The organism is Streptomyces sp. NPDC029292, from assembly GCF_055569295.1.
The window spans coordinates 1-18,348 of the sequence record NZ_JBVHXR010000036.1; the positions used below are offsets into that span (position 1 = coordinate 1).

General features: G+C 67.4%; 17 protein-coding genes and 3 pseudogenes. 10 read left to right on the forward strand and 10 right to left on the reverse strand.

What is annotated here, in order from left to right; all coding sequences use genetic code 11:
* Positions 1-128: 128 nt before the first annotated feature.
* The 3 genes from ACZ4WS_RS44745 to ACZ4WS_RS44755 form a co-directional block, all read right to left on the reverse strand.
* Complete coding sequence (locus ACZ4WS_RS44745; RefSeq protein ID WP_467989517.1) at positions 129-1,487, reverse strand: ISL3 family transposase; 1,359 nt, start codon at positions 1,485-1,487, stop codon at positions 129-131.
* The gene (locus tag ACZ4WS_RS44750) at positions 1,484-1,804 is read right to left on the reverse strand and encodes a transposase family protein (protein WP_467989519.1); all 321 of its coding nucleotides are present in this window, start codon (positions 1,802-1,804) and stop codon (positions 1,484-1,486) included. Before ACZ4WS_RS44750 ends, ACZ4WS_RS44745 begins: the two co-directional genes overlap by 4 nt.
* Before the next feature lie 192 nt (positions 1,805-1,996).
* A complete protein-coding gene (locus tag ACZ4WS_RS44755) occupies positions 1,997-2,716 on the reverse strand; it encodes a TetR/AcrR family transcriptional regulator (protein ID WP_467989521.1) in 720 nt (239 codons plus the stop codon).
* A gap of 114 nt (positions 2,717-2,830) precedes the next feature.
* Here ACZ4WS_RS44755 and ACZ4WS_RS44760 point away from each other — a divergent pair, with 114 nt between their 5' ends.
* Positions 2,831-3,532: an NAD(P)-dependent oxidoreductase gene (locus tag ACZ4WS_RS44760; protein ID WP_467989523.1), complete on the forward strand. Its 702-nt coding sequence runs from the start codon at positions 2,831-2,833 to the stop codon at positions 3,530-3,532.
* A 384-nt stretch (positions 3,533-3,916) separates the two neighbouring features.
* On the opposite strand, the pseudogene ACZ4WS_RS44765 reads toward ACZ4WS_RS44760, so the two are convergent.
* Positions 3,917-4,509: pseudogene (locus ACZ4WS_RS44765) on the reverse strand (IS5 family transposase); the annotation flags it as partial.
* A 135-nt stretch (positions 4,510-4,644) separates the two neighbouring features.
* Here ACZ4WS_RS44765 and ACZ4WS_RS44770 point away from each other — a divergent pair.
* The 3 genes and pseudogenes from ACZ4WS_RS44770 to ACZ4WS_RS44780 form a co-directional block, all read left to right on the forward strand.
* Positions 4,645-4,902 carry a hypothetical protein gene (locus ACZ4WS_RS44770; RefSeq protein ID WP_467989525.1) on the forward strand — a complete coding sequence of 86 codons (258 nt, stop codon included), beginning with the start codon at positions 4,645-4,647 and terminating at the stop codon, positions 4,900-4,902.
* Between the two features lie 231 nt (positions 4,903-5,133).
* Positions 5,134-5,922, forward strand: coding sequence for an SAM-dependent methyltransferase (locus tag ACZ4WS_RS44775; RefSeq protein ID WP_467989527.1), 789 nt, complete (start codon positions 5,134-5,136; stop codon positions 5,920-5,922).
* Between the two features lie 263 nt (positions 5,923-6,185).
* Positions 6,186-6,308 (forward strand): annotated as a pseudogene (locus ACZ4WS_RS44780) (hypothetical protein); the annotation flags it as partial.
* Positions 6,309-6,572: 264 nt separating this feature from the next.
* Here ACZ4WS_RS44780 and ACZ4WS_RS44785 read toward each other — a convergent pair.
* Entirely contained in the window at positions 6,573-7,109 is a 537-nt protein-coding gene (locus tag ACZ4WS_RS44785) for a hypothetical protein (RefSeq protein WP_467989628.1), read from the reverse strand.
* 359 nt (positions 7,110-7,468) lie between these two features.
* On the opposite strand from ACZ4WS_RS44785, the gene ACZ4WS_RS44790 reads away from it, so the two are divergent.
* The 3 genes from ACZ4WS_RS44790 (at position 7,469) to fxsT (ending at position 10,389) form a co-directional block, all read left to right on the forward strand.
* Positions 7,469-7,594, forward strand: a complete 126-nt coding sequence (locus ACZ4WS_RS44790) for a hypothetical protein (RefSeq protein ID WP_467989528.1) — start codon at positions 7,469-7,471, stop codon at positions 7,592-7,594.
* Positions 7,595-7,978: 384 nt separating this feature from the next.
* Positions 7,979-8,320, forward strand: coding sequence for a hypothetical protein (locus ACZ4WS_RS44795; RefSeq protein ID WP_467989530.1), 342 nt, complete (start codon positions 7,979-7,981; stop codon positions 8,318-8,320).
* On the forward strand, positions 8,317-10,389 hold the full coding sequence (fxsT, locus tag ACZ4WS_RS44800) for an FxSxx-COOH system tetratricopeptide repeat protein (protein ID WP_467989531.1): 2,073 nt from the start codon (positions 8,317-8,319) through the stop codon (positions 10,387-10,389). The genes ACZ4WS_RS44795 and fxsT overlap by 4 nt, the downstream gene beginning before the upstream one ends.
* An 83-nt stretch (positions 10,390-10,472) precedes the next feature.
* On the opposite strand, the gene ACZ4WS_RS44805 is transcribed toward fxsT, so the two are convergent.
* A complete protein-coding gene (locus ACZ4WS_RS44805) occupies positions 10,473-11,582 on the reverse strand; it encodes an ISAs1 family transposase (RefSeq protein ID WP_467989533.1) in 1,110 nt (369 codons plus the stop codon).
* 730 nt (positions 11,583-12,312) lie between these two features.
* On the opposite strand from ACZ4WS_RS44805, the gene ACZ4WS_RS44810 reads away from it, so the two are divergent.
* A complete protein-coding gene (locus ACZ4WS_RS44810; RefSeq protein ID WP_467989535.1) occupies positions 12,313-12,774 on the forward strand; it encodes a hypothetical protein in 462 nt (153 codons plus the stop codon).
* A gap of 137 nt (positions 12,775-12,911) precedes the next feature.
* Here ACZ4WS_RS44810 and ACZ4WS_RS44815 read toward each other — a convergent pair whose 3' ends face one another.
* Complete coding sequence (locus ACZ4WS_RS44815) at positions 12,912-13,127, reverse strand: cold-shock protein (protein ID WP_467989622.1); 216 nt, start codon at positions 13,125-13,127, stop codon at positions 12,912-12,914.
* 151 nt (positions 13,128-13,278) lie between these two features.
* On the opposite strand from ACZ4WS_RS44815, the pseudogene ACZ4WS_RS44820 reads away from it, so the two are divergent.
* Positions 13,279-13,412, forward strand: a pseudogene (locus ACZ4WS_RS44820) (mycothiol transferase); the annotation flags it as partial.
* Here the strand turns inward: ACZ4WS_RS44820 and ACZ4WS_RS44825 are convergent.
* From ACZ4WS_RS44825 to ACZ4WS_RS44835, 3 genes are read right to left on the reverse strand one after another with little or no spacing between them, the layout of a single operon-like run.
* Positions 13,403-14,353 carry a hypothetical protein gene (locus tag ACZ4WS_RS44825; protein WP_467989537.1) on the reverse strand — a complete coding sequence of 317 codons (951 nt, stop codon included), beginning with the start codon at positions 14,351-14,353 and terminating at the stop codon, positions 13,403-13,405. The pseudogene ACZ4WS_RS44820 and the gene ACZ4WS_RS44825 sit on opposite strands and share 10 nt — an antisense overlap.
* A complete protein-coding gene (locus ACZ4WS_RS44830) occupies positions 14,350-15,219 on the reverse strand; it encodes a hypothetical protein (RefSeq protein WP_467989539.1) in 870 nt (289 codons plus the stop codon). Before ACZ4WS_RS44830 ends, ACZ4WS_RS44825 begins: the two co-directional genes overlap by 4 nt.
* Positions 15,216-15,404 carry a hypothetical protein gene (locus ACZ4WS_RS44835; protein ID WP_467989540.1) on the reverse strand — a complete coding sequence of 63 codons (189 nt, stop codon included), beginning with the start codon at positions 15,402-15,404 and terminating at the stop codon, positions 15,216-15,218. Before ACZ4WS_RS44835 ends, ACZ4WS_RS44830 begins: the two co-directional genes overlap by 4 nt.
* 80 nt (positions 15,405-15,484) lie before the next feature.
* Here ACZ4WS_RS44835 and ACZ4WS_RS44840 point away from each other — a divergent pair, with 80 nt between their 5' ends.
* Entirely contained in the window at positions 15,485-18,298 is a 2,814-nt protein-coding gene (locus ACZ4WS_RS44840; RefSeq protein ID WP_467989542.1) for an ATP-binding protein, read from the forward strand.
* The last annotated feature ends 50 nt before the right edge of the window (positions 18,299-18,348 follow it).

Genomic DNA, 18,348 nt, shown 5'->3' on the forward strand with positions numbered 1-18,348 from the left:
GGCTCCACACCTACAATCACCACCGCGGACACACCGCGCTCAAGGGCCAACCACCCGCCAGCCGCGTCCCCAACCTCACGGGTCAGTACAGCTAGTGCTCCAGTGCGCGGACTGCCCTTATGGGAGCTTCAGTGAGTAAGCTGTCCCATCCCTGAGCACCGGGTGAGGAAATTCAGGGGTCTGGTCGGCATTTCGTGACGGTCACGATCGCAGCAGGACGCGGGTGCGAAGGAGCCGGAAGGAGCCTCGGCCGTACATCTGCCGCTTGATCGTCTTAAACGGTTGACGTGCCCTTCGACGACTCCGGAGCTGTAGTCGAGCGTCATGCCGGCCAGGACGGCGTCCCAGTCCTGGCGGAGGAATCCGGCGAAGCCCTGCACGGGTCCGGGCCCGTTCGTCTCGGCCTCGCGGACCCAGTCGGCGAGGAGATGCCCTCGCCGGTCGCGGACCAGGCCGGCGAAGACGCGGGCCAGGTCGCAGGCGGTGGCGATGTCCGGGCAGGCGATGCGCACATCGTCGAGTTGGTCTTGTTCCTCACGGCTGAGCCCGTCGCGCGGTCTCATGATCCATGAGGTGATCTTGCGTGGTGTGGGGATGGGACGGGGAGGCTCCGCCGCGGCGGAGCCGCCGCGCATGGAGCGGATGTAGAGGCGGACGGCCTGATGGTTGCCGCGGTAGCCGTGCTCGTGGATCTCGCGGTAGAGCTGGGCGGCGTTGGTGCAGCCGTCAGTGAACCGTTGTTGCAGGTAAGGCCGGTAGGGGTCGAGTTGGCGGGGGCGGCGGTCGCGGGCCGAGGCGATCAGCACCTCAAGATCGGTGGTCAGGTAGCGGCGGACGGTTTTGCGGTCCAGTCCGAATCGGCGGGCGATGGCGCTGATCGTCCACGCAGCCTCTCGTAATCGGTGGATCTCCGCATGCCGTTCAGTCACCCGCTGCATGAGGGGGGTGGCGGGGATGTTGTCGAGCGGCGGCGTCAGCGGCAGCAGAGCCCTGGGCGGTGCGGTCGGCGGTGCCGGTGCGTCCACGTCGTCCAGGGCGTATTTGTGCAGGCAGGAGCGGTGTTGGTGGCAGGTTTTCTCGATCGCTGTGGATAGGTTTTGCAGCATGTGCCAGCGGTCGGCGACCTCGGTGGCATCCGGTATCGCCTCCTTGATCGCGCGGCTGTAGCCGCTGTCGCGGTCCCGGCAGATGATCTCGGCGCCGGGGTGTGCGGTGAGCCAGGCGGCCAGCGTCTCGCTGGTGCGGTCGGGTAACAGGTCGATGGGTGTGGAGGTCTCGACGTCGAGCAGGATGGTCCCGTAGGTGCGCGAGCGGCGGAAGGCGAAGTCGTCGACGCCCAGCACTCGCGGGCTCCGGGCGGGCACGTCGGGCGCGTGCAGCTGGCCGAGCAGCCGGGCACGGCCGGTGGGTACGGCCAGCGAGCGGCACAGCCGCATGCCCGGCCGACCGCCCGCCGTGAGTGCAACGGACCGCCAAAGTGTTTTCACCCACGGGCATAGCGCGTTGTCAGCCCCTCGACCTGCTCGACAAACGTGCGCCGTCCGCAGCTGGCGGCGTCGCAGAAGAATCGCCGGACCTCCAGCTTCACCACCACGCGGCGCCCGCTGACCGGGAACTCGGCGAGCCGCCGTCCGTAACGACTGTGCACCCGGCGCGAGACGGTGGCGCAGCCCGGACACGTCAACTCCGGTACGACGCTGTGGGCTTCGGCCACAACCACCCCGTCCACCTCGGCCAACCGGTCCAGCACCATCCCCACGGCATCCGGGAACAGCACGTCCTTCAACGCGGACAGAACCCCCATGACCAGGGCATTCCCGCAGCCAAACACGAAAATATTTCCCCATTGACGGCGGCTTGAGCATCCTGCAATTCCCCAGACGGAGGCACCCCCGGCGGCGGCGCGCACGCTCGTGGGATTGATGCCCTGGCGGTAGTTGCTCGCCGTACGGAGGCGAGCGAGCGGTCCTGTGGCTGGGTCGTTTGCGCAGGGCAGTCAGCTCTGCGGTGTGATGCCCAAGGACCGGATGAGCTGGGCCAGTTCTTCGCGGAAGAGCTTTTCCGGGCTGAGGGCCTGGGTCTGCAGGTGGCCGTAGATCTCCAGTGACACCAGGCCGTGCAGGTGGCTCCAGATACGCAGGGCAAGGGCCACGGCGGCCGGGGGCAGGTCGGGGAAGGCCGGGCGAACCTTGTCCAGCAGACCGAGGTCGAAGTCGGACCACTCGAAGTCGCTGTCCGAGTAGCGGAGTTCGGCGTGCGGCCAGGCCGCGGCCGCGAGTGTGGTGATGCCGGTGCAGACACGGCGGGCGGCTTCCGGAGCGGCGCCGCCCTCGGGCGGCCGGTAGCCGGGGACGGGGTCGCCGTAGATGAGGCGGAAGCCCTCGGGGTTGGCCAGCGCCCAGTTCCTGAAGGCGCGGGCCCATGCCTGGATCCGGGCGGCCGGATCCTGAGCGGGGGCGGCGCCCCAGGCGGCGTCCACGGTGTCGGCCAGCGAGGTGTAGACGTTGCTGATCAGCGTGGTGACCAGGTCGTCGCGGGTGGCGAAGTAGCCGTAGATGGCGTTGGCCGTCATGCCCATCTCGCGCGCGATGGCCCGCAGCGTGATCGCGTCCGGTCCCCCCGAGGCCATCAACTCCAGCGCGACCTTCTTGATCTCGGCGGTCGTCTCGGCCCTCAGCCGCTCGCGGCGCCCCTTGGTGCTTCCCACGCTTTCCATGGCCACTCACTCTACAGCGTCACAATACTGTGCGCCGTATTGATACTTCACGCCGTATAGTCACTGCATGCCGTGAAGGGAAGCGGCGGTACGAGCAACTACCCAGGGAGAGCCATGCACATCGGAGTCATCGGGGCCACAGGCGGCATCGGCAGTCGCGTCGTCACGGAAGCCCTCAACCGGGGGCATCACGTCACGGCCTTCAGCCGCGACGCCACCCGGATCGACGAGGACCGCAAGAACGTCGTCTGGAAGAGCGTCGACGTCCTCGACGCCGACGCCGTCGCCGCCGCCATACCCGGCCTCGACGTACTGATCAGCGGATTCCAGCCCGGAAACGCAGCCAAGGACATCGCCGACACCGTGGCCCGCTCGATCGCCGATCCCACGGTGTACGCCACCGCCGCACGAGCACTCCTGAAGGCGCTGGAAAGCCACCCACGGACCCGGCTCATCGTCATCGGCGGTGCCGGCAGCCTGGAGATCGAGCCCGGAGTCGTACGGGCCGACTCCGACGAACTCCTGCACGAAACCCTCGACGAGATCGGCCTGCCGAGGGAGTACGCCGCCGCGGTGCGCGGCCACCGCGACGCCCTGAACGTCCTGCGCACCTCCAACCGGCTGTGGACCTACTTCAGCCCTGCGGAGGACATCGCACCCGGCGAACGTACGGGCCGGTTCCGAATCGGTGGCGATCAGCCGGTACTCGACGCGGAAGGGCGCAGCCGTGTCTCTATGGAGGACTCCGCCGTCGCCCTGGTCGACGAGGTCGAACTGCCGCGCTTCGTTCAACGCCGCTTCACCATCGGCTACTGACCGACACCAACGGACCAGGGCTGCATCTGTCGGATGGCCCTGAGTGTGCGCCGCCGCGACGCTAGCACCGGAAAACCACGGAGGCGCGTTCGGGAGCCCATGGGGAAGTCCATCAACTTCCCCATGGGGCATATCGTGACAATTCACAGATGGCGAGGGCTACGCGATCGTGACCGTCACGAAATACCGACCAGACCCAAATTCAGGGATCCTCATCACCTTTCCCACCTGAGCCGTCTCGTCGACGTATGACGTCGTCCCCCGGTGAGGTGCCGGTCGCTCAGCCGATGGTCCACCGCTGAGTCGTCTGGTAGAGGCAGAGGCGGGTCGCCGTGTTCCGGAGCATGACTGCACTTCCCGCCGCGGGTTGGATGACCTGCCACAGCGGCGGTACTTGTCGTGGTCGTAGCCGCGGTCACCGAGCACGCTGTCCGGTCGGCGCCTGGGTCGGCCACGCTTGCCGCGTATGGGCGGCACGGCTTCGAGTAGCAGGATCAGTTGGGTGACATCGGGGCGGTTGCCGCCGGTCAAGGTGACAGCAAGCGGGAAGCCGGTGGCATCGGTGATCAGATGATGCTTGCTGCCCGTCCTGCCCCGGTCAACAGGACTTCGTCCGGTCTTGGAGCCCCCTTTAGCGCCCGGATGTGCGAGCCGTCGACCGCTGCCCGGGAGAAGTCCAGGGCGTTCGCGCCGCGCAGCTTGCTCAGAAGAGTCTGGTGCAGCCGGGGCCACACGCCGGCCTCGGTCCATTCGGCCAGGCGCCTCCAGCAGGTCATACCCGAGCCGAAGCCGAGTTCCTGCGGCAGGTGCTCCCAGGCAATCCCGGTATGCAGCACGAACATGATGCCCTGGAACACCAGCCGGTCCGGATGCCGCTTGCGCCCAGGATGCCGTCTCCGACGCTCCACCCTCGGCAGCAACGGCTCGATCACCGCCCACAGCCCATCATCGACATCCCACGGCTTCGGCCGCGCCATCCAGCACCCCCGGATCATCAGTCCCGGAGTGATCCAACCACCTCGAAGATCATTTCGTTAGGAGTTCTAAGCCAGTCTGCGACCTACCGTGCGCCTATCCCACGGCCGGTGGGAAAGGCACTTAGATATCGAGGCATGACTACCGAGCCGCAGCGCTTCACTATCTTGCTGGTCCCCGAACACGTCGAGGACTCAGACGGTGCTTCCCCGGAAGACTCAGCTGTGCGATCGGCAGTCGTCCAGGCGACTGGCGAAACAGGCGAGACGGGTTACCCCCGCTACGCCGGGGACGGGATCGTGGCCGACATCGACCCCAGTACGCGCACGGTCGAGGCGGTGCTGGTCGATGGTGCAGAGCTGGACTACGGACTCAACGCTACGGTCGCTTCCTGATCGAACCAGTTCTCCCGAAGCTGCCGTGAAATCAGTACCGCTGCCACTTCTGCGACCCGCTGCGAGCAGCGGGCCATCCCGACCGGGCCTCGCCGGAAGCCGCCCGCACCGTTTGTGACAAGCGATCACAGGTCCGGCAACCGTCAACTTCCATTACGGGCAGGTGAGATGCTGTGCCAGACTACGGTGATCGGAAAACACCCCTGATCGCCTCGCGCGCTGGAGCCCGTCATGACGCCCGACATACCCAGCCCCTCGCGTTTCAACACGGACACGGCGCAACCCGCCAGGGTCTATGACTGGCTCCTGGGCGGCAAGGACAACTACCCCGTCGACGAGGCAGTGGGCGAGAAGCTACCGCCCGAAGCACGTGACGCGGCCCGGCAGAACCGTCAGTTCATGCACCGGGCGGCCGCCTGGCTCGCCACACAGGGCATCGATCAGTTCCTCGACATCGGCACCGGCATCCCCACCCGGCCGAATCTGCACCAGGTCGTCCAACAGATCACGCCGACGGCGAAGGTCGTCTATACCGACAACGACCCGATCGTGCTGCGGCATGCGGAAGCCCTGCTGATCAGCCATCCCGAAGGGGTCACGGACTACATCGAGGCCGACGTACGGCAGCCGAACTCCATCCTCGAACGCGCCCGTGCCGTACTGGACTTCAACCGCCCGATCGCACTGTCCCTGATCGCACTGATGCACTTCATCACCGACGAGCAGGACGCCCACGGCATCGTCCGCAACCTGGTCGCCACCCTGCCACCAGGCAGTCACCTCGTGCTGTCGCACGCCGCCAGCGACCTCTACCCGGAACTGGCCGAACAGGTCACCGCCGAATACGCCAAGGGCGGCATCCGCCTCGGCTTCCGCACCCGCCCGGAAGTGACCCGCTTCTTCGACGGCCTGGACCTTCTCGACCCAGGCCTGGTCACCGCCCCCCAGTGGTTCAAGACGGTCCCCGCACCCGCGCCCGAGGGCAGCGGTATCTACGCCGGAGTGGCACGCATTCCCTGACAGGCCGTCACCATGCTCCTCCACCTCGTCCCCCGATGGCCGGCAACCCTGCTCCGCCGGCACACAGGGTGCAGGGGATGCACCATGGGCAGGGTTGCGCCTTCAGCGTGTGCTGTCCGTGCGGGTCTGATGCACGATTGGGTGACATCTTGACGTGCCCCACCTCTCAAGTTCCAGTTCTGGTGGCTAACTGACGGCCTTCACGAAAGGCTGCCGGCATGCCCCGCGCCTACCCCGCTGAGTTCCGCGCCCGTGCCATCGCGCTGGTTCGGGCAGGGAAAGAACAGAAGCAGACCGCCGTTGAACTCGGCATCCATCCGGTCACGTTGTCGAAGTGGTTGCGCCAGGACGACATCGATAGCGGCCGACGGCCTGGCAGGATCTCGGAGGAGTCCGCAGAGCTGCGTGCAGCGCGTCGACGGATCCGTGAGTTGGAAACCGAGCTTGAGATCGTCCGCAAGGCTGCCAAGTTCCTCGGTGTCGGCGTTCGCGTGAAAGTACCCAGCTCAGTACACGGAAACGTACCCAGCAGGCTGGACGCCGGAGTGCTGGGGCCATCCGATAGCCGGCCCCGCCCAGAACGGCGGCTCCCACGTCCTGGAGACGCCACTGAACGCCTCGCCTGCCCACTTCCGTTGGGGCGCGGACGGTCAGCGGGGGATCAGCGTGCCCTCTCTGGTGACCGTCAGGCGCACCTGGGAGCCGTCCGGCGAGCAGTTGCGGCCGTTGGAATAGGTGGGCTGCGGGGTGGTGGTACTGATCTGTCGGTCGAGCACGGTGGCGCCCCGCTGGTTCTTGAATACCAGCGTGACCTGTATCGGCTTACTTGATGGGAGGTCCCGTATGACCACGAAGCCAGGCCAGGGGAGAGAAGGCTCGGGGTTTTGCGGGGCCCTCGCTGCCGGGGGTTCTGTGGCGGTAGCGGATTCCGTGGTCATTACGGGGTTTCCTGGGGTCGCCGGTTCTTCCGGCCAGGTGTCCAGCTGCAGCGTGCGCTTCCGGCATGTGCCGTCCCAGCAGGCTGTGAGGGTCGCGTCGGCCACGCTGTTCGCCAGTTCCGGGTGGACAGCGACCCGGATCCCGGCGGGCGTGTCGATCAGGGTGCAAATGTCTTGCGTGTAACCTCCGCACGCGGTCAGCAGCGCCAGAGCCGCCAGGGGGACCGCCAATCCGATGCTGCGTCTCACGCTGGCTCCTCGGCAACCGTCTGCGTCTTGATCATGGCCACTCATGTTGGCACAGCAGCTGCAGCACGTCGCTCGACCTGGACTGTCACGTGCCATCCTCTCTCCTGTTGCTGAGTCAGGGCTGCGCGGAGCGTGGCTGGAGAAGCGGAAGCGATTGCCCCGTGTGGCCGGTGGCATGAACACGGGTCGGCCACAGCGCGGCCGTCTTGCTCTTGGAGCGAGCAGGCTGCGTCAACAGGCGGGCGCAGCCCGTATGTTGCCTGCGGAGGCTGGGTACGTAGCCGTGTACCTGCCTGAGCACGCCTGGGTGCACGCCGACAGGGGACATCCGACTACGCCGAAGCCCTGCTCCCCGGGCCATGGCGACCTGGTGCAACGTCGTCATAGGCGCCCTCAGGCTGGGCGGTGTCAAGAACATCGCCGCCGCCCTCCGCCACAACGCGCGTGACGCCCGCTGGACTCTCGCGCTGCTCGGCCTCGCATGATTACAAAACGGATTTTCAGCCGACTACGACGAAGCCCCGGCCGAACGGGAAGCCGCGGGTTAAAGATCTACACGCCCTAAAAATCCGTTACAAGAGGGCTCCAGGGTGGATAACTTGACATGAAACCTGGTGTCTTCCCTTATGGCTCCCGTACGCTCCGCATGTCCATACTTCTCCAGGTGGACCACCTGTTACCCGCGACACGGAAAACGGAATGCCAAGTTCGGAAGTAATCCGCGTCTCGTCGGACACGGGGATTCGAAAAAGGACATAAGGAAACAGCTTCACACAGAATCGATCTGCCGCAAGGAGTTGCAAATGCCAATGAGTTCGGGAACGAAACGTGGAGCTGCCGCAGCCGGAACTGTGGTCTTGGCTGCGGCGGTGAACATCGTCACGGGACTGCTCACTCAGCACTGGGCGTTGGCCTGGTGGGTGTGCATCGTCGTTCTGGTCGTCCTAGGCGCTGGCATTCAGTGGTGGCTGACCGTCGCGCCGAACAACCGAGCGAAGCGCGTGTCGGCTTCCGGGGACGGGGCGATCGCCTCGGGTGGTGCCATGCGTAACGTCGCCACCAAAGTCCGCGGCTCGTCAAGCAGTCCGGGAAATCCGAGCCCAGGCGCCATACCGCCTGGAGTGAGCGCCCCAGGGCGCGGTGCGATCGCGGCAGACGGCGGCATTACCGGTGCACGCACCGACGTCCGCAACGATAGTGCCGCGCCGTGATCGGACCGGGCCGACGCCGCCACGTCGAGGCTTCGGGAACGGGATCGATAGCGGGCAACAAGATCATCAATCCGCGTACTGAAGTGCATTTGCACTACGCGGATCAGCCGGTCCGAGAAGCGCATTCCGTCGACGTGACGGAACCAGTGACGTTCTTACCTGTTAGAGTCCGGTCCTTCGTCGGCCGAGAGGATGCATTGAGTAATCTCGACCAACTGCTCGAAGCATCCGGAGCAGCAGTAGTGCACGGACTGGGCGGTATCGGCAAGAGCGCGCTTGCTGCACACTGGGCCGAACGGAACCTGACCAAGCCCACCGTCACATGGTGGGTTACCGCAGATAGCCCGAGTTCTCTGGAGGAGGGTCTCGCTGACCTTGCCGCGGCCCTGCAGCCGGGCCTAGCAGCAGAGAGTCCAACCGTTTCCTCCCGGTGGGCGATCCAATGGCTGGCGAGTCACTCCGGTTGGCTGATCGTCCTCGACAACGTGGCGGAACCAGCAAAGATTCAGCAGCTGATCGCCTGCTGCGGAAATGGCCGGTTTTTGATCACCAGCCGCTACGCCCATGGCTGGCACCAACTGGCAAAGAGCTTCCGGTTGCGCGAATTTTCTCCGGAAGAAGCGGTTGATCTCTTGACTTCAATCGCCGGCACGGATTGCACCGATCTCGCCGGGGACTTGTGCGACGAACTCGGCTTCCTGCCTCTCGCCGTTGAACAGGCTGCCGCCTACCTGTACCAGAACCGGATTTCCCCTGCGGATTACCTTGCGTTGCTCCGTTCCTCCCCAGCCGCTATCTACGACCGGGCCGCCCATGGTGCCGCACCCGATCATGCTGTCGCCCGTGTCTGGCGCATAACCCTCGACCGCCTCGCCGCGAACCCGGTCGCCGTGACTGTTCTACGCGTTCTGGCCTGGTTGGCGCCGAGAGATATCCCCCGCGAGCTTTTTGCCTCGTTCGACACCGTCAGTGTGCATGAGGCCCTCAGCGACCTCGCCGCGTACAGCATGATCGATATTCATGCTGACTCCATTACCGTCCACCGTCTCGTGCAAGCCGTCACACGTACTCCCGATCCGGCGGACCCGCATCGTCAGGCACCCGCCATAGAGCAGGGCCGCGCCGGAGCCGCAGCACTGCTCGCCAAGATGCTCCCGACGGCACCGGAAGCCCCGGACGCCTGGCCAACCTGGCACCGCATCGCTCCCCACATTCGCGCGCTGCTCCAATGGACTTCGCCCAACCAGACGGACAACCTTACCGTGAGGCTGCTCTGCTTCGCATCTGAATTCCTTATAATTTATGGATATGAAACGGAGGCGATGGTATGGCTCCGTCGCGCCCACACAGCTTCGATGAATGCCCCCGGAACGTCGTTTCCTCGAGCAGTGGATGTTCAAGAGCGACTCGGCAATGCCTGTTTGGCAGCCGGAGATTTCGACGAGGGGGTGGAGTTGATGGAGAGCGCATTGGCCAATCGGTTGGCTGCCCTGCGAACAGCAGATTCTGCTGTTCGCAGGGCAGCCAACTCCTTGGCGAACGCCTATATGACTACCAGGCGATACAATGAGGCAAAGGATCTTTACCAAAAGAACTTCGATGACTGTCTGCGCATGCACGGGGAAGAGCACCCATACACGCACAGCTCAAGGCACGGGATGGCGACAGCCGCCTCATGTCTGGATGATTATGATACTGCAATCATGTTGCATGAGCGAAACCTGGAATCTCGTACCCGACTATTGGGTAGCAATCACCCGGACACCATCGCGACCCGACTGAGCTTGGCCCACGCATACTCGCTTCTGGGAAACCATGATCGTGCCATCGAGCTTGGAACAATGGCCGCTGCCGACTACCGGCATACGATCAACCCTGATTATCCGGTAGCAATGACAGCTCGATTGGAGCTGGCGAACATATACGAGAGGGCTGGAGACAGGGGAAATGTTCGCATGATGCTAGAGGGCCTGATTGCTGACTATGTGCGTGTCTTGGGTAAGGGCCACCCAAAGACAAAGAATCTAATGCGCCGCCTTGCCGAAATGGGTGATGAGCCCAACGTGTAGCTCAGGGCTTCGGCGTGGTCGCGGGTTGAGCGGGTTGTCCTGATGCAGGGCTTCGGCGTAGTCGCGTGATGTCCGGTTCGTGATCACGTGAGGCCGAATAGTGCGAGTGGGCGTTTCGGGTCGCGGGAGTTGGCGCGGAGTGCAGCGGTGATGTTGTGGGTGCCGGCGATGCGTAAGGCGCCGATGGCGAGGTTGCGCCAGGTCGCCATGGTGCGGGGCGCGCTGCCGGTCCGAAGCTGTGAGGCGTCCTCGGCGAAGGTGGTGTCCCTCACGTGGTGCAGGGCTTCGATCTGCCAGTGCGAGCGGATCATGTGCGCGAGCTGAGCGGGTGTGGCCTGCTCGGCGCTCAGGCTGGTGACCGCGTAGACGGTCTTGATGGTGACCTTGCCGTTCTTGCGGTCCACGCGACGCCGTTTGAGTTGGACGGCCTGGCGGGCGCCGGGGAAAGGCAGGTTGTTCACCGTGCACACCTTGATGCGGCGGATCTCTCCGCGGCCGTGACCGCTCTCGCGGGTGCGGCTCTGGAGCGGGATCTGCTGCCAGGGAAGGGCCTTGAGCTGCTTGCGGAGCTTCTTCTGATTCCCTTTGACGATCACGATGTAGTGGGCGTCGCGGCTGGCGAGGTACTCGGCGTGCTCGCGCTGAGTGTGCATGGCGTCGCTGGTCACAACGGTGTCGGCAAGATCGGCGAGGGCGTCCAGCAGGGGTTGGAAGCAGGTGATCTCGTTCGTCTTGTCCCCGACGTCCAGCTGGGCGAGGACCAGGCGGCTGGTGTGGTCGAGTGCGGCCAGCAGGTGGATTTTGCGGCCGCCGGCCCTGGCGGCACCGCGCGGGCTCTTGCCGTCCACTGCCACCGCCCGCCTGGCCTTCGGGCCGGGCTGGATGCGGCGGTCGGCCAGCCACGCGCCCACCGCCCGGTCGAGTGCATCGGCATCGAGGCGGGCCAGGGCACGGCGGATGGTCGTCTCGCACGGCACCGGCCGGGTGCCGCTCAGCGGGCAACGGCGCGCGCCGAGACGGTCCAGGACCGCCGGTGGCGCATCGGCGGCCCACTCGCTGATCGCCAACAGCGACGTCGCGCCGGTCAGCACTGCGCAGGCCGCCAGTGCCAGCACGTACACCAGGCCATGGCGCACGCCGCGCGGCGTGCGGGGGTCGGGAACCTCGGCCAACCGGGCCAGCAGCCCGGGCAATTCGTCCTCGCCGGCGTCAGGCTGATCGCAGAGTTGGTCAAGGACAGGCGGGACCGGAGAAGATACGACGGCAGGCACGGACTTCCGTAGGGGTCACTGGACTCGACACCCACATGATCTTGGAAGCTCGTGCCTGCCCTACATTCCGGGCCCGCATCAGGACAACCCGCTCAACCCGCGACTACGCCGAAGCCCTGGCTCGGCGGTCAGTGTGGCTGGAGGCTTCTCGATCTCCGGGGCCTTGAGTATTCGGGCCCGGACTCGCTGGTGCTCGCCATTCTCGCCGCGGTGGTATCCAGCCGGGGCGTAGCGAAGGAAGCGGGGCTCGACCAGACGATCGGCCACCTCTTGCGGGATGCGGCCCTGAGCAGCACAGCAGCGCAGGAACTCGCAGACCGTGGTGAGGTGCGCGTTGACGGAGCCTTCGGAGGTTTTGGAACCAGCATGCCTTTCTTGCCGGTTCACTTTCCTCGCTGCTCTTTCTGGCTCTCGGCGCGACGCTCGTCGAGGAGTGGATCGCGCGGCGCGACGAGGCTCGGCTGCGATTGGTCATACTCGTGGCCTGCGGGGCGTTGGCTCGGGCACCTCTTGCTCAGCGGCGGGTGATGTGGTTCGTGTTGAACGCTGGCCACTTCATTGAGGCCTCGACCCTGAATCGGCAGACCGGATCAGGGCGATTCTGGCTCGCCATGATCTTGCCGAGGTCAAGGAGAACGACGTCATAAATGAGGTGGCGGTGCCGCCTGGGACGGCATCCAGGATCAGCGTGCTCGCCGCCGATCCGGAGTGGGTCCAGACGGCATACGACCTTCTGCGGGGATGCTCTCACGGGTTCCGCGTGATCATGGCCAGGTGGGCTCCGCTGCTAACCGGGACGGACACGAGTGCGGCGATCCTCGAGGAGATCGCCCTTCAGACGGAGCAGTTGACACAGGTCCAGGTGAGGCTGCTCCCTGTCGCGCGGGGGCGTGTGAGGGAGTTCCAGCCCGGAGAGATTGATGAGCTGGGTGAACTGTGGCGGAAGGAGTTCGCCAACTCGATCGCTCTCGATGAGGCGTTGACGCAACTCAGCGGGAAGAGGGGACCCGGCTGGGTCACGGACGGACGGAATCTGCTCGAGGCCACGGATCTGGAGGGGCTAAGGGCGCGGGAGTCGGTGAGGGTGAGGCGGTCCATGCGGCTGTACACGTGACCGCGCGGTTGGCGGGCAAGCGGACGGTTCAGGCGTCGAACGCCGATGCCATCTCGAAGTCGAGGAAGCATTCGGCACGAAGGCAACCCCTGCTCCAGGCCAGCAGCATGACCGCGACCGTGCTCATGTGGCAGGTGTCAGAGCCCACGCAGCACCTTGACGACCTCAACAGGTTCTTTCTTGCTGCTCCTGGGCTTGCGCATGTTCAGACGGAACCAGACTGGTTCGCCTTCCTCCAGTGTCCTGATTCCGTCTCCGAGAGCAGTGTGGTGAACGAAGACGTCTGTGCCGCCCTCGACTACGATGAAGCCGTACCCCTTCTCCGCGTTGAACCACTTGACCGTTCCCTTGATCCACCCCCCTCTCCCTCGGGGCGAGCGGGCGTTCTGGGGAGGCGGCGAGTACGCGGCCCGTGGGTTGGCTTGCTGCGCTGGTGTTGGCTGCGTCCGAGGGGCTTCCGCAGCAGCGCTCTTCGGGGCCCCCAAGGCCCACCTTCACTTTTACCTGCAGTCCGCCCACGATGCCCTGCTGTGGAAGCTCGAAGGAGGCTCTCGGAAGGCCACACCCGCCGCCCGCTGACGCCGACCGGCCACAACCTCCTGGGCCTGGTTAACACGGCGCGGAAGGTTCAGGACGGCACGAGTTCGAGGTGCACGGTGCTGTCGTAGGGGACGACCAGGGTACGTCCGCCGGGTGTAGTCCAGTGCGCGGGCACCAGGAAGAGCCGGCCGTTCGCCTGGGCGAGGAGCCGCAGCCCCTGGTAGCGGTAGCGGAGCGAACTCCCGCTGCTCTGCGGCAACTTCGTGCCGTCGGCGCCGACAGGGAGGTCGTGCAGCGGCTCCTTGGTGTAGAGGATCACCTCGGGCCGGCCGGGCAGCGAGTCGGCGTCGTCCATAGCCCTGCCGAGGCCATATGCGGCGGCGAAGCTGTTGGCCGTCCAAAACGCGCTCGCCACGATGAGCAACGTGACCCAGGCCATCGCGTATCTGCACAGCCGTACGACCGTGGGCGAGGCGAGCCAGTCCACCACGAGCACGGGCGCGGGGAGATCCGCGTCCTCGGGGAGGTCACGGCGCCGCCGCCGGCCCCGGCGGATCACGACCCGGCGCAGCAGCCAGCAGCCGTAGGCCAGCCCCGCGGCTCCGGCGCTCAGACATAGCGGGGTCGTCGCGATGGCCTCGGTACGGGCGATGCCCGGCACCAGGATCCCGACGAAGCCCCGGGCGAGCGCGAGACAGCCGAGCAGGGCGACGAACGCGCCCACCCAGCCGGTGATGTCGTCCCGGTCCTCAGACAGCAGCAGCCAACGGACGCCCGCATGGGCGGCGAGGGCGAGGAGGCCGATCACCGAGACCGCGATGAGAGGCGGATACACGGCCTCCACGCCGTACAGCAGCATTTCCTGGAGCGACTGGTTCATCAGCGTGAGGTAGACGCCAAAGTAGCGGAAGCGGGCGGTTGTCGCCACGTAGCCGAAATAGAAGAGCAGCGAGGTCACGACCGTGGCGGGGCCGAGGACGTTGACGACGGCACGGGTGCGTTCCAGGAGCTGGCCGCCGGGGGAGGCGGGGGTGCTCATGTTCCGGTGTCCGTGGGGGTGGAGGGCTCCTGGGAGGGCGGGGAGGTGTTCACGGTGGGTGACGGGGACGGTGACTCTTCCGAGCTGCCATCCTCGGACGGGCTGCCGAGGTAGACGTTGTTCGTCAATGTCGTCCGCACCACGATCGGGTGCTGCGGCGAGGGGGAGTAGGGGGCGAGGTCCGGGCTGGAACAGGGCCAGCCGGTGCGTGAGGTGCAGGTGGCCTCCACGCTGACGTAGACGGTGGCGTGGCCGTATGCAGGTGTGACGCTCTCGACCCACAGGCCGCAGCCGTTACCGGAGGCGGGTTTCAGCACCGTGCCTGAGGAGCAGTCCTGCGACAGGTTGTCGGGGAGGTCGTCGTCGCAGCCGTTGGTCAGGCTGGCGTTCACCGCGTTGACCAGCCCGACCTCCTTGACCGTCAGCTGAACACTGGTCGACGGATTGGCGGGGGCAAAGCAGCCGCGGCCGCCTGGTATCGGGTTGCCGTTGTCGTCCGCCCCGGCCGAGAAGTTCGGAAAGTTGTATATCGGATAGGAATTGTCGAACGTCGCGCCCCCGACCCTGATCGAGCCCGGCTGCCCACCGCTCTTGTCGGGAGTCGGTGATCCGCCTCCGCCTCCGCCTCCACCGGAGCCGCCCTCGCCCCCTCCGTTCGCGGCCGACCCCTCACCCGAGGTGCCGCCGCTCCCCTGGCCGCCCGATGCCACCCCCGACCCGGCCACATCCGGCACGGCACCGCCGCCGGTGGAGGAATCGCTGCCGGTCGCCGCCGTACGCGCGATGAAGAAGCCCCCCAGCAGAAGAAGAACGCCGGCCAGCGCCGCCAGCGTGATGTGCATGCGGATCGAACGCGATCGCGTCATCCGACTGCCCCCTTGTCCCCGTGCTCCGTTGTCGTCCGTACCTGATCGAGGATCTGGACGAGTTCCATCCAGCCGCTGAACTCCTGTTCGTCGTCCCCAGTGATGACGCGGCCCGACACTGGATCCGTGTCGGATGTGAAGTCGACGATCGCGCGGCGTAGGCCGCCGCCGGTGCGGGAATCCATAGCGGCAGGATGTGGCGCCTGCCGAGAGGACGCATCGTGGTGGCCACCGAAGTCTTATCCCGCGCCGGGCGGTCCGACCGATGAACCTGATGGAGCGCGAGCGCGAACTGCGCCGCGCCGACGCGCTGTTGACCGGGGCACGGGCAGGAGAGGGCGCCACCCTGCTGGTGGAGGGCACGGCGGGTATCGGCAAGACGGCCCTGCTGACGGCGGTGCGGGAGCGTGCCGTCGGGCAGGCGGTGATCCCGCTCACGGCACGCGGCGGCGAACTCGAACGCGACCTTGCGTTCGCGATCGTGCGGCAGCTGTTCGAGCCGCGCCTGCGCGCCGAGCCGGCCGACACCCGCGCGGAGCTCCTGTCCGGCGCGGCCGGCCTGGCCGCACCCGTCTTCGGCGCGGCGCCGGCCGGCCAGGACGCGGCGGCCATGGGTGCCGTCGTGCACGGCCTGTACTGGCTGTGCTCCAACCTGGCCGAGCGTGGACCGGTGCTCCTCGCGGTCGACGACGCGCACTGGTGTGACGAGGCCTCGCTGCGGTTCCTGTCCCATCTGACGCGCCGGATTGGCGAGTTGCCGGTGCTGCTCGTCCTCGCCGCGCGGCCGACACCGCCCGGGCAGGCCGACCCGGTGGACCGCGCGCTGAGCGGAGTCCGCCCCGAGACCGTGCGGCTGGAGCCGCTCAGCGAGGGCGCCGTCGGCACGCTGATCCGGCGGGAGCTGTCGTCCGACGCGGAGGACCCGTTCTGCCAGGCCTGCGCGCGGGCGACCGGCGGCAACCCGTTCCTGCTCAGCGAGGCGATCGTCAGCCTCCGTGCCGACGGGGTGCGCCCGGTTGCCACCGAGGCTCACCGGATCGACGCGCTGCGCCCCGAGACCCTCACCCGCGCCGTGCTCACCCGGCTCGCCCGGCTCGGCCCCGACGCCGTACGACTGGCCCGCAGCGTCGCCGTACTCGGACCCGCCGCCGAGCTGCGTCACGTGGCGGCCCTGGCAGGGCTCGATCTGCGGCAGGCTGCCGAACTCGTCGACGCGCTGGTGCACGACGGGCTCGTCGCCGCTGGCCCGCCGATCGAGTTCGCGCACCCCCTGGTGCGCGCCGCGGTCTACGGAGACTCCAGCGAAACCGTCCGGGCGGTCGCGCACAAAGAGGCGGCACGGATGCTGGCGGCGGACGCCGTGCCGTCCGATCTGCTCGTCCCGCACCTGCTCGCGGCCACACCGGACGGTGATCCGTGGATGATCGGCCATCTGCGCGCCGCGGCCGCCAGCGCCCTCGTTCGCGGCGCCCCCGAACCGGCGGCCGCCTGCCTGGAGCGTGCCCTGGCGGAACCGCCGGAACCCGGCCGGCGCGCCGAACTGCTCGTACAGCTCGGCCGGACCCTGGGCATGCTCAACCGGACCGATGAGGCGGCGGACCTCCTCCGTGCGGCGCTCGACTTCACGCCCGAGCCGGCCGAGCGCATCGAGATCACCATTGATCTCGGCCGCCTGATGGTGATGACCGGTCAGGGGCACCAGGCCACGGAACTCTTCGAACAGGCCCGGCTCACCAGTGAGGCCCTTGACGGCGAGGTCCCCCTGCCCATCCTGGTGAGCGTCGCCTGGGGCCGTCTCACCGCGATGGAGCCGCCCGCGGCCTGGATGCGCCAGTTGGGCGCGCTCGCGCCCCGCCTCGGCACGGACGACGACAGCCGTCTCGCCCTAGCGGCGCTCGCGTTCGGCGCCGCTGCGACGGGCGACAGGCCGAGCGCCGAGGTGGCCCGGCTCGCGGCCGCGGCGGCTGCGGGACCGCTCCCGGCGAACCCGTGGATCCTGGTCAACCTGGCCAGCGCGGCCCTTGCTATCGCCGACCACCTGCCGCCCGCCCTCGACCTGCTCAACCGCGGTATCGAGGCGGCACGTAAGGGCGGCGACATCGCGGCGTTCGCCTACCTGTCCGTGCTGCGCTCCCACACCGCCTTCTACGCGGGGCGCCTGCCGGAGGCCGAGGCCGACGCGCGGGCGGGGCTGGGGCTCGCGCTGGGAGAGTCCGGGGACACGCCGCTCGCGGCCGCGGTGCTGGTGGACGCCTTGGTCGACCGCGGCGACCTGGAGGGTGCGCAGCGCGTTCTGACCGAGCAGGGCGTTGACGGCGACCAGCCGCTCAGCATGCTCATCGCGCACTTCGTCCACACGGCACGCGGCAGGCTCCGGCTGCACCAGAACCGGCCTCGCGAGGCGCTTGCCGACCTGCTGCCGTGTGGTGCGGGCCTGGTGGCCGCCGGGTGCGCCAACCCCGGCTTCGCGTACTGGCGTTCCCCGGCCGCGCTGGCCCACCTGGCGCTGGGCGAGGTCGCAGAGGCCCGGGAACTCGCCGCCGAGGAGCTCGCGCTTGCGCGCGTGTTTGGGGCGCCACGGGCCGTCTCCGTCGCGCTGCGGACTTCCGCGCGGATCGAGGGCGGCGCCGCAGCCATCGCCTCGCTCCACGAGACCGTGGAGCTCCTCGACGGATCACCAGCCGAACTGGAGCACGCTCACGCCCTCGTCGACTACGGCTCCGCGCTGCGCCGGGCCGGCCGGCGGACCGCCGCCCAGGAGCCGCTGCGCCAGGGGCTCGACCTCGCGACCCGGTGCGGAGCCCGAGGCCTGGCCCGGCGCGCGGGCGAGGAACTCGTCGCGGCCGGTGCCCGGCCCCGCCGCGCGGTGCTGACCGGCCCGGACGCCCTCACCGCAGGCGAGCTCCGGGTCGCCCGCATGGCAGCCGACGGCAGCACGAACCGGGAGATCGCCCAGGCCCTCTTCGTCACCCGCCGCACGGTCGAGATCCACCTCACGAGCGCCTACCGCAAACTCGGCATCACCTCACGCCAGGAACTCCGCCGGACCCTGGATGCCACCACGTCGCCTCCCGACTGAGCCACGCCCGCAAGGCCACCGGCCTTGTGGCGAGCGTATCCCCGCTACCG

Coding starts and splice junctions, on each gene's coding strand:
- ACZ4WS_RS44760 (WP_467989523.1), top strand. CDS start 2,831: ATGCACATCGGAGTCATCGGGGCCACAGGCGGCATCGGCAGTCGCGTC.
- ACZ4WS_RS44750 (WP_467989519.1), bottom strand. CDS start 1,804: ATGGGGGTTCTGTCCGCGTTGAAGGACGTGCTGTTCCCGGATGCCGTG.
- ACZ4WS_RS44770 (WP_467989525.1), top strand. CDS start 4,645: ATGACTACCGAGCCGCAGCGCTTCACTATCTTGCTGGTCCCCGAACAC.
- ACZ4WS_RS44840 (WP_467989542.1), top strand. CDS start 15,485: ATGAACCTGATGGAGCGCGAGCGCGAACTGCGCCGCGCCGACGCGCTG.
- ACZ4WS_RS44835 (WP_467989540.1), bottom strand. CDS start 15,404: ATGGATTCCCGCACCGGCGGCGGCCTACGCCGCGCGATCGTCGACTTC.
- ACZ4WS_RS44825 (WP_467989537.1), bottom strand. CDS start 14,353: ATGAGCACCCCCGCCTCCCCCGGCGGCCAGCTCCTGGAACGCACCCGT.
- ACZ4WS_RS44790 (WP_467989528.1), top strand. CDS start 7,469: ATGGCGACCTGGTGCAACGTCGTCATAGGCGCCCTCAGGCTGGGCGGT.
- ACZ4WS_RS44830 (WP_467989539.1), bottom strand. CDS start 15,219: ATGACGCGATCGCGTTCGATCCGCATGCACATCACGCTGGCGGCGCTG.
- ACZ4WS_RS44775 (WP_467989527.1), top strand. CDS start 5,134: ATGACGCCCGACATACCCAGCCCCTCGCGTTTCAACACGGACACGGCG.
- ACZ4WS_RS44755 (WP_467989521.1), bottom strand. CDS start 2,716: ATGGAAAGCGTGGGAAGCACCAAGGGGCGCCGCGAGCGGCTGAGGGCC.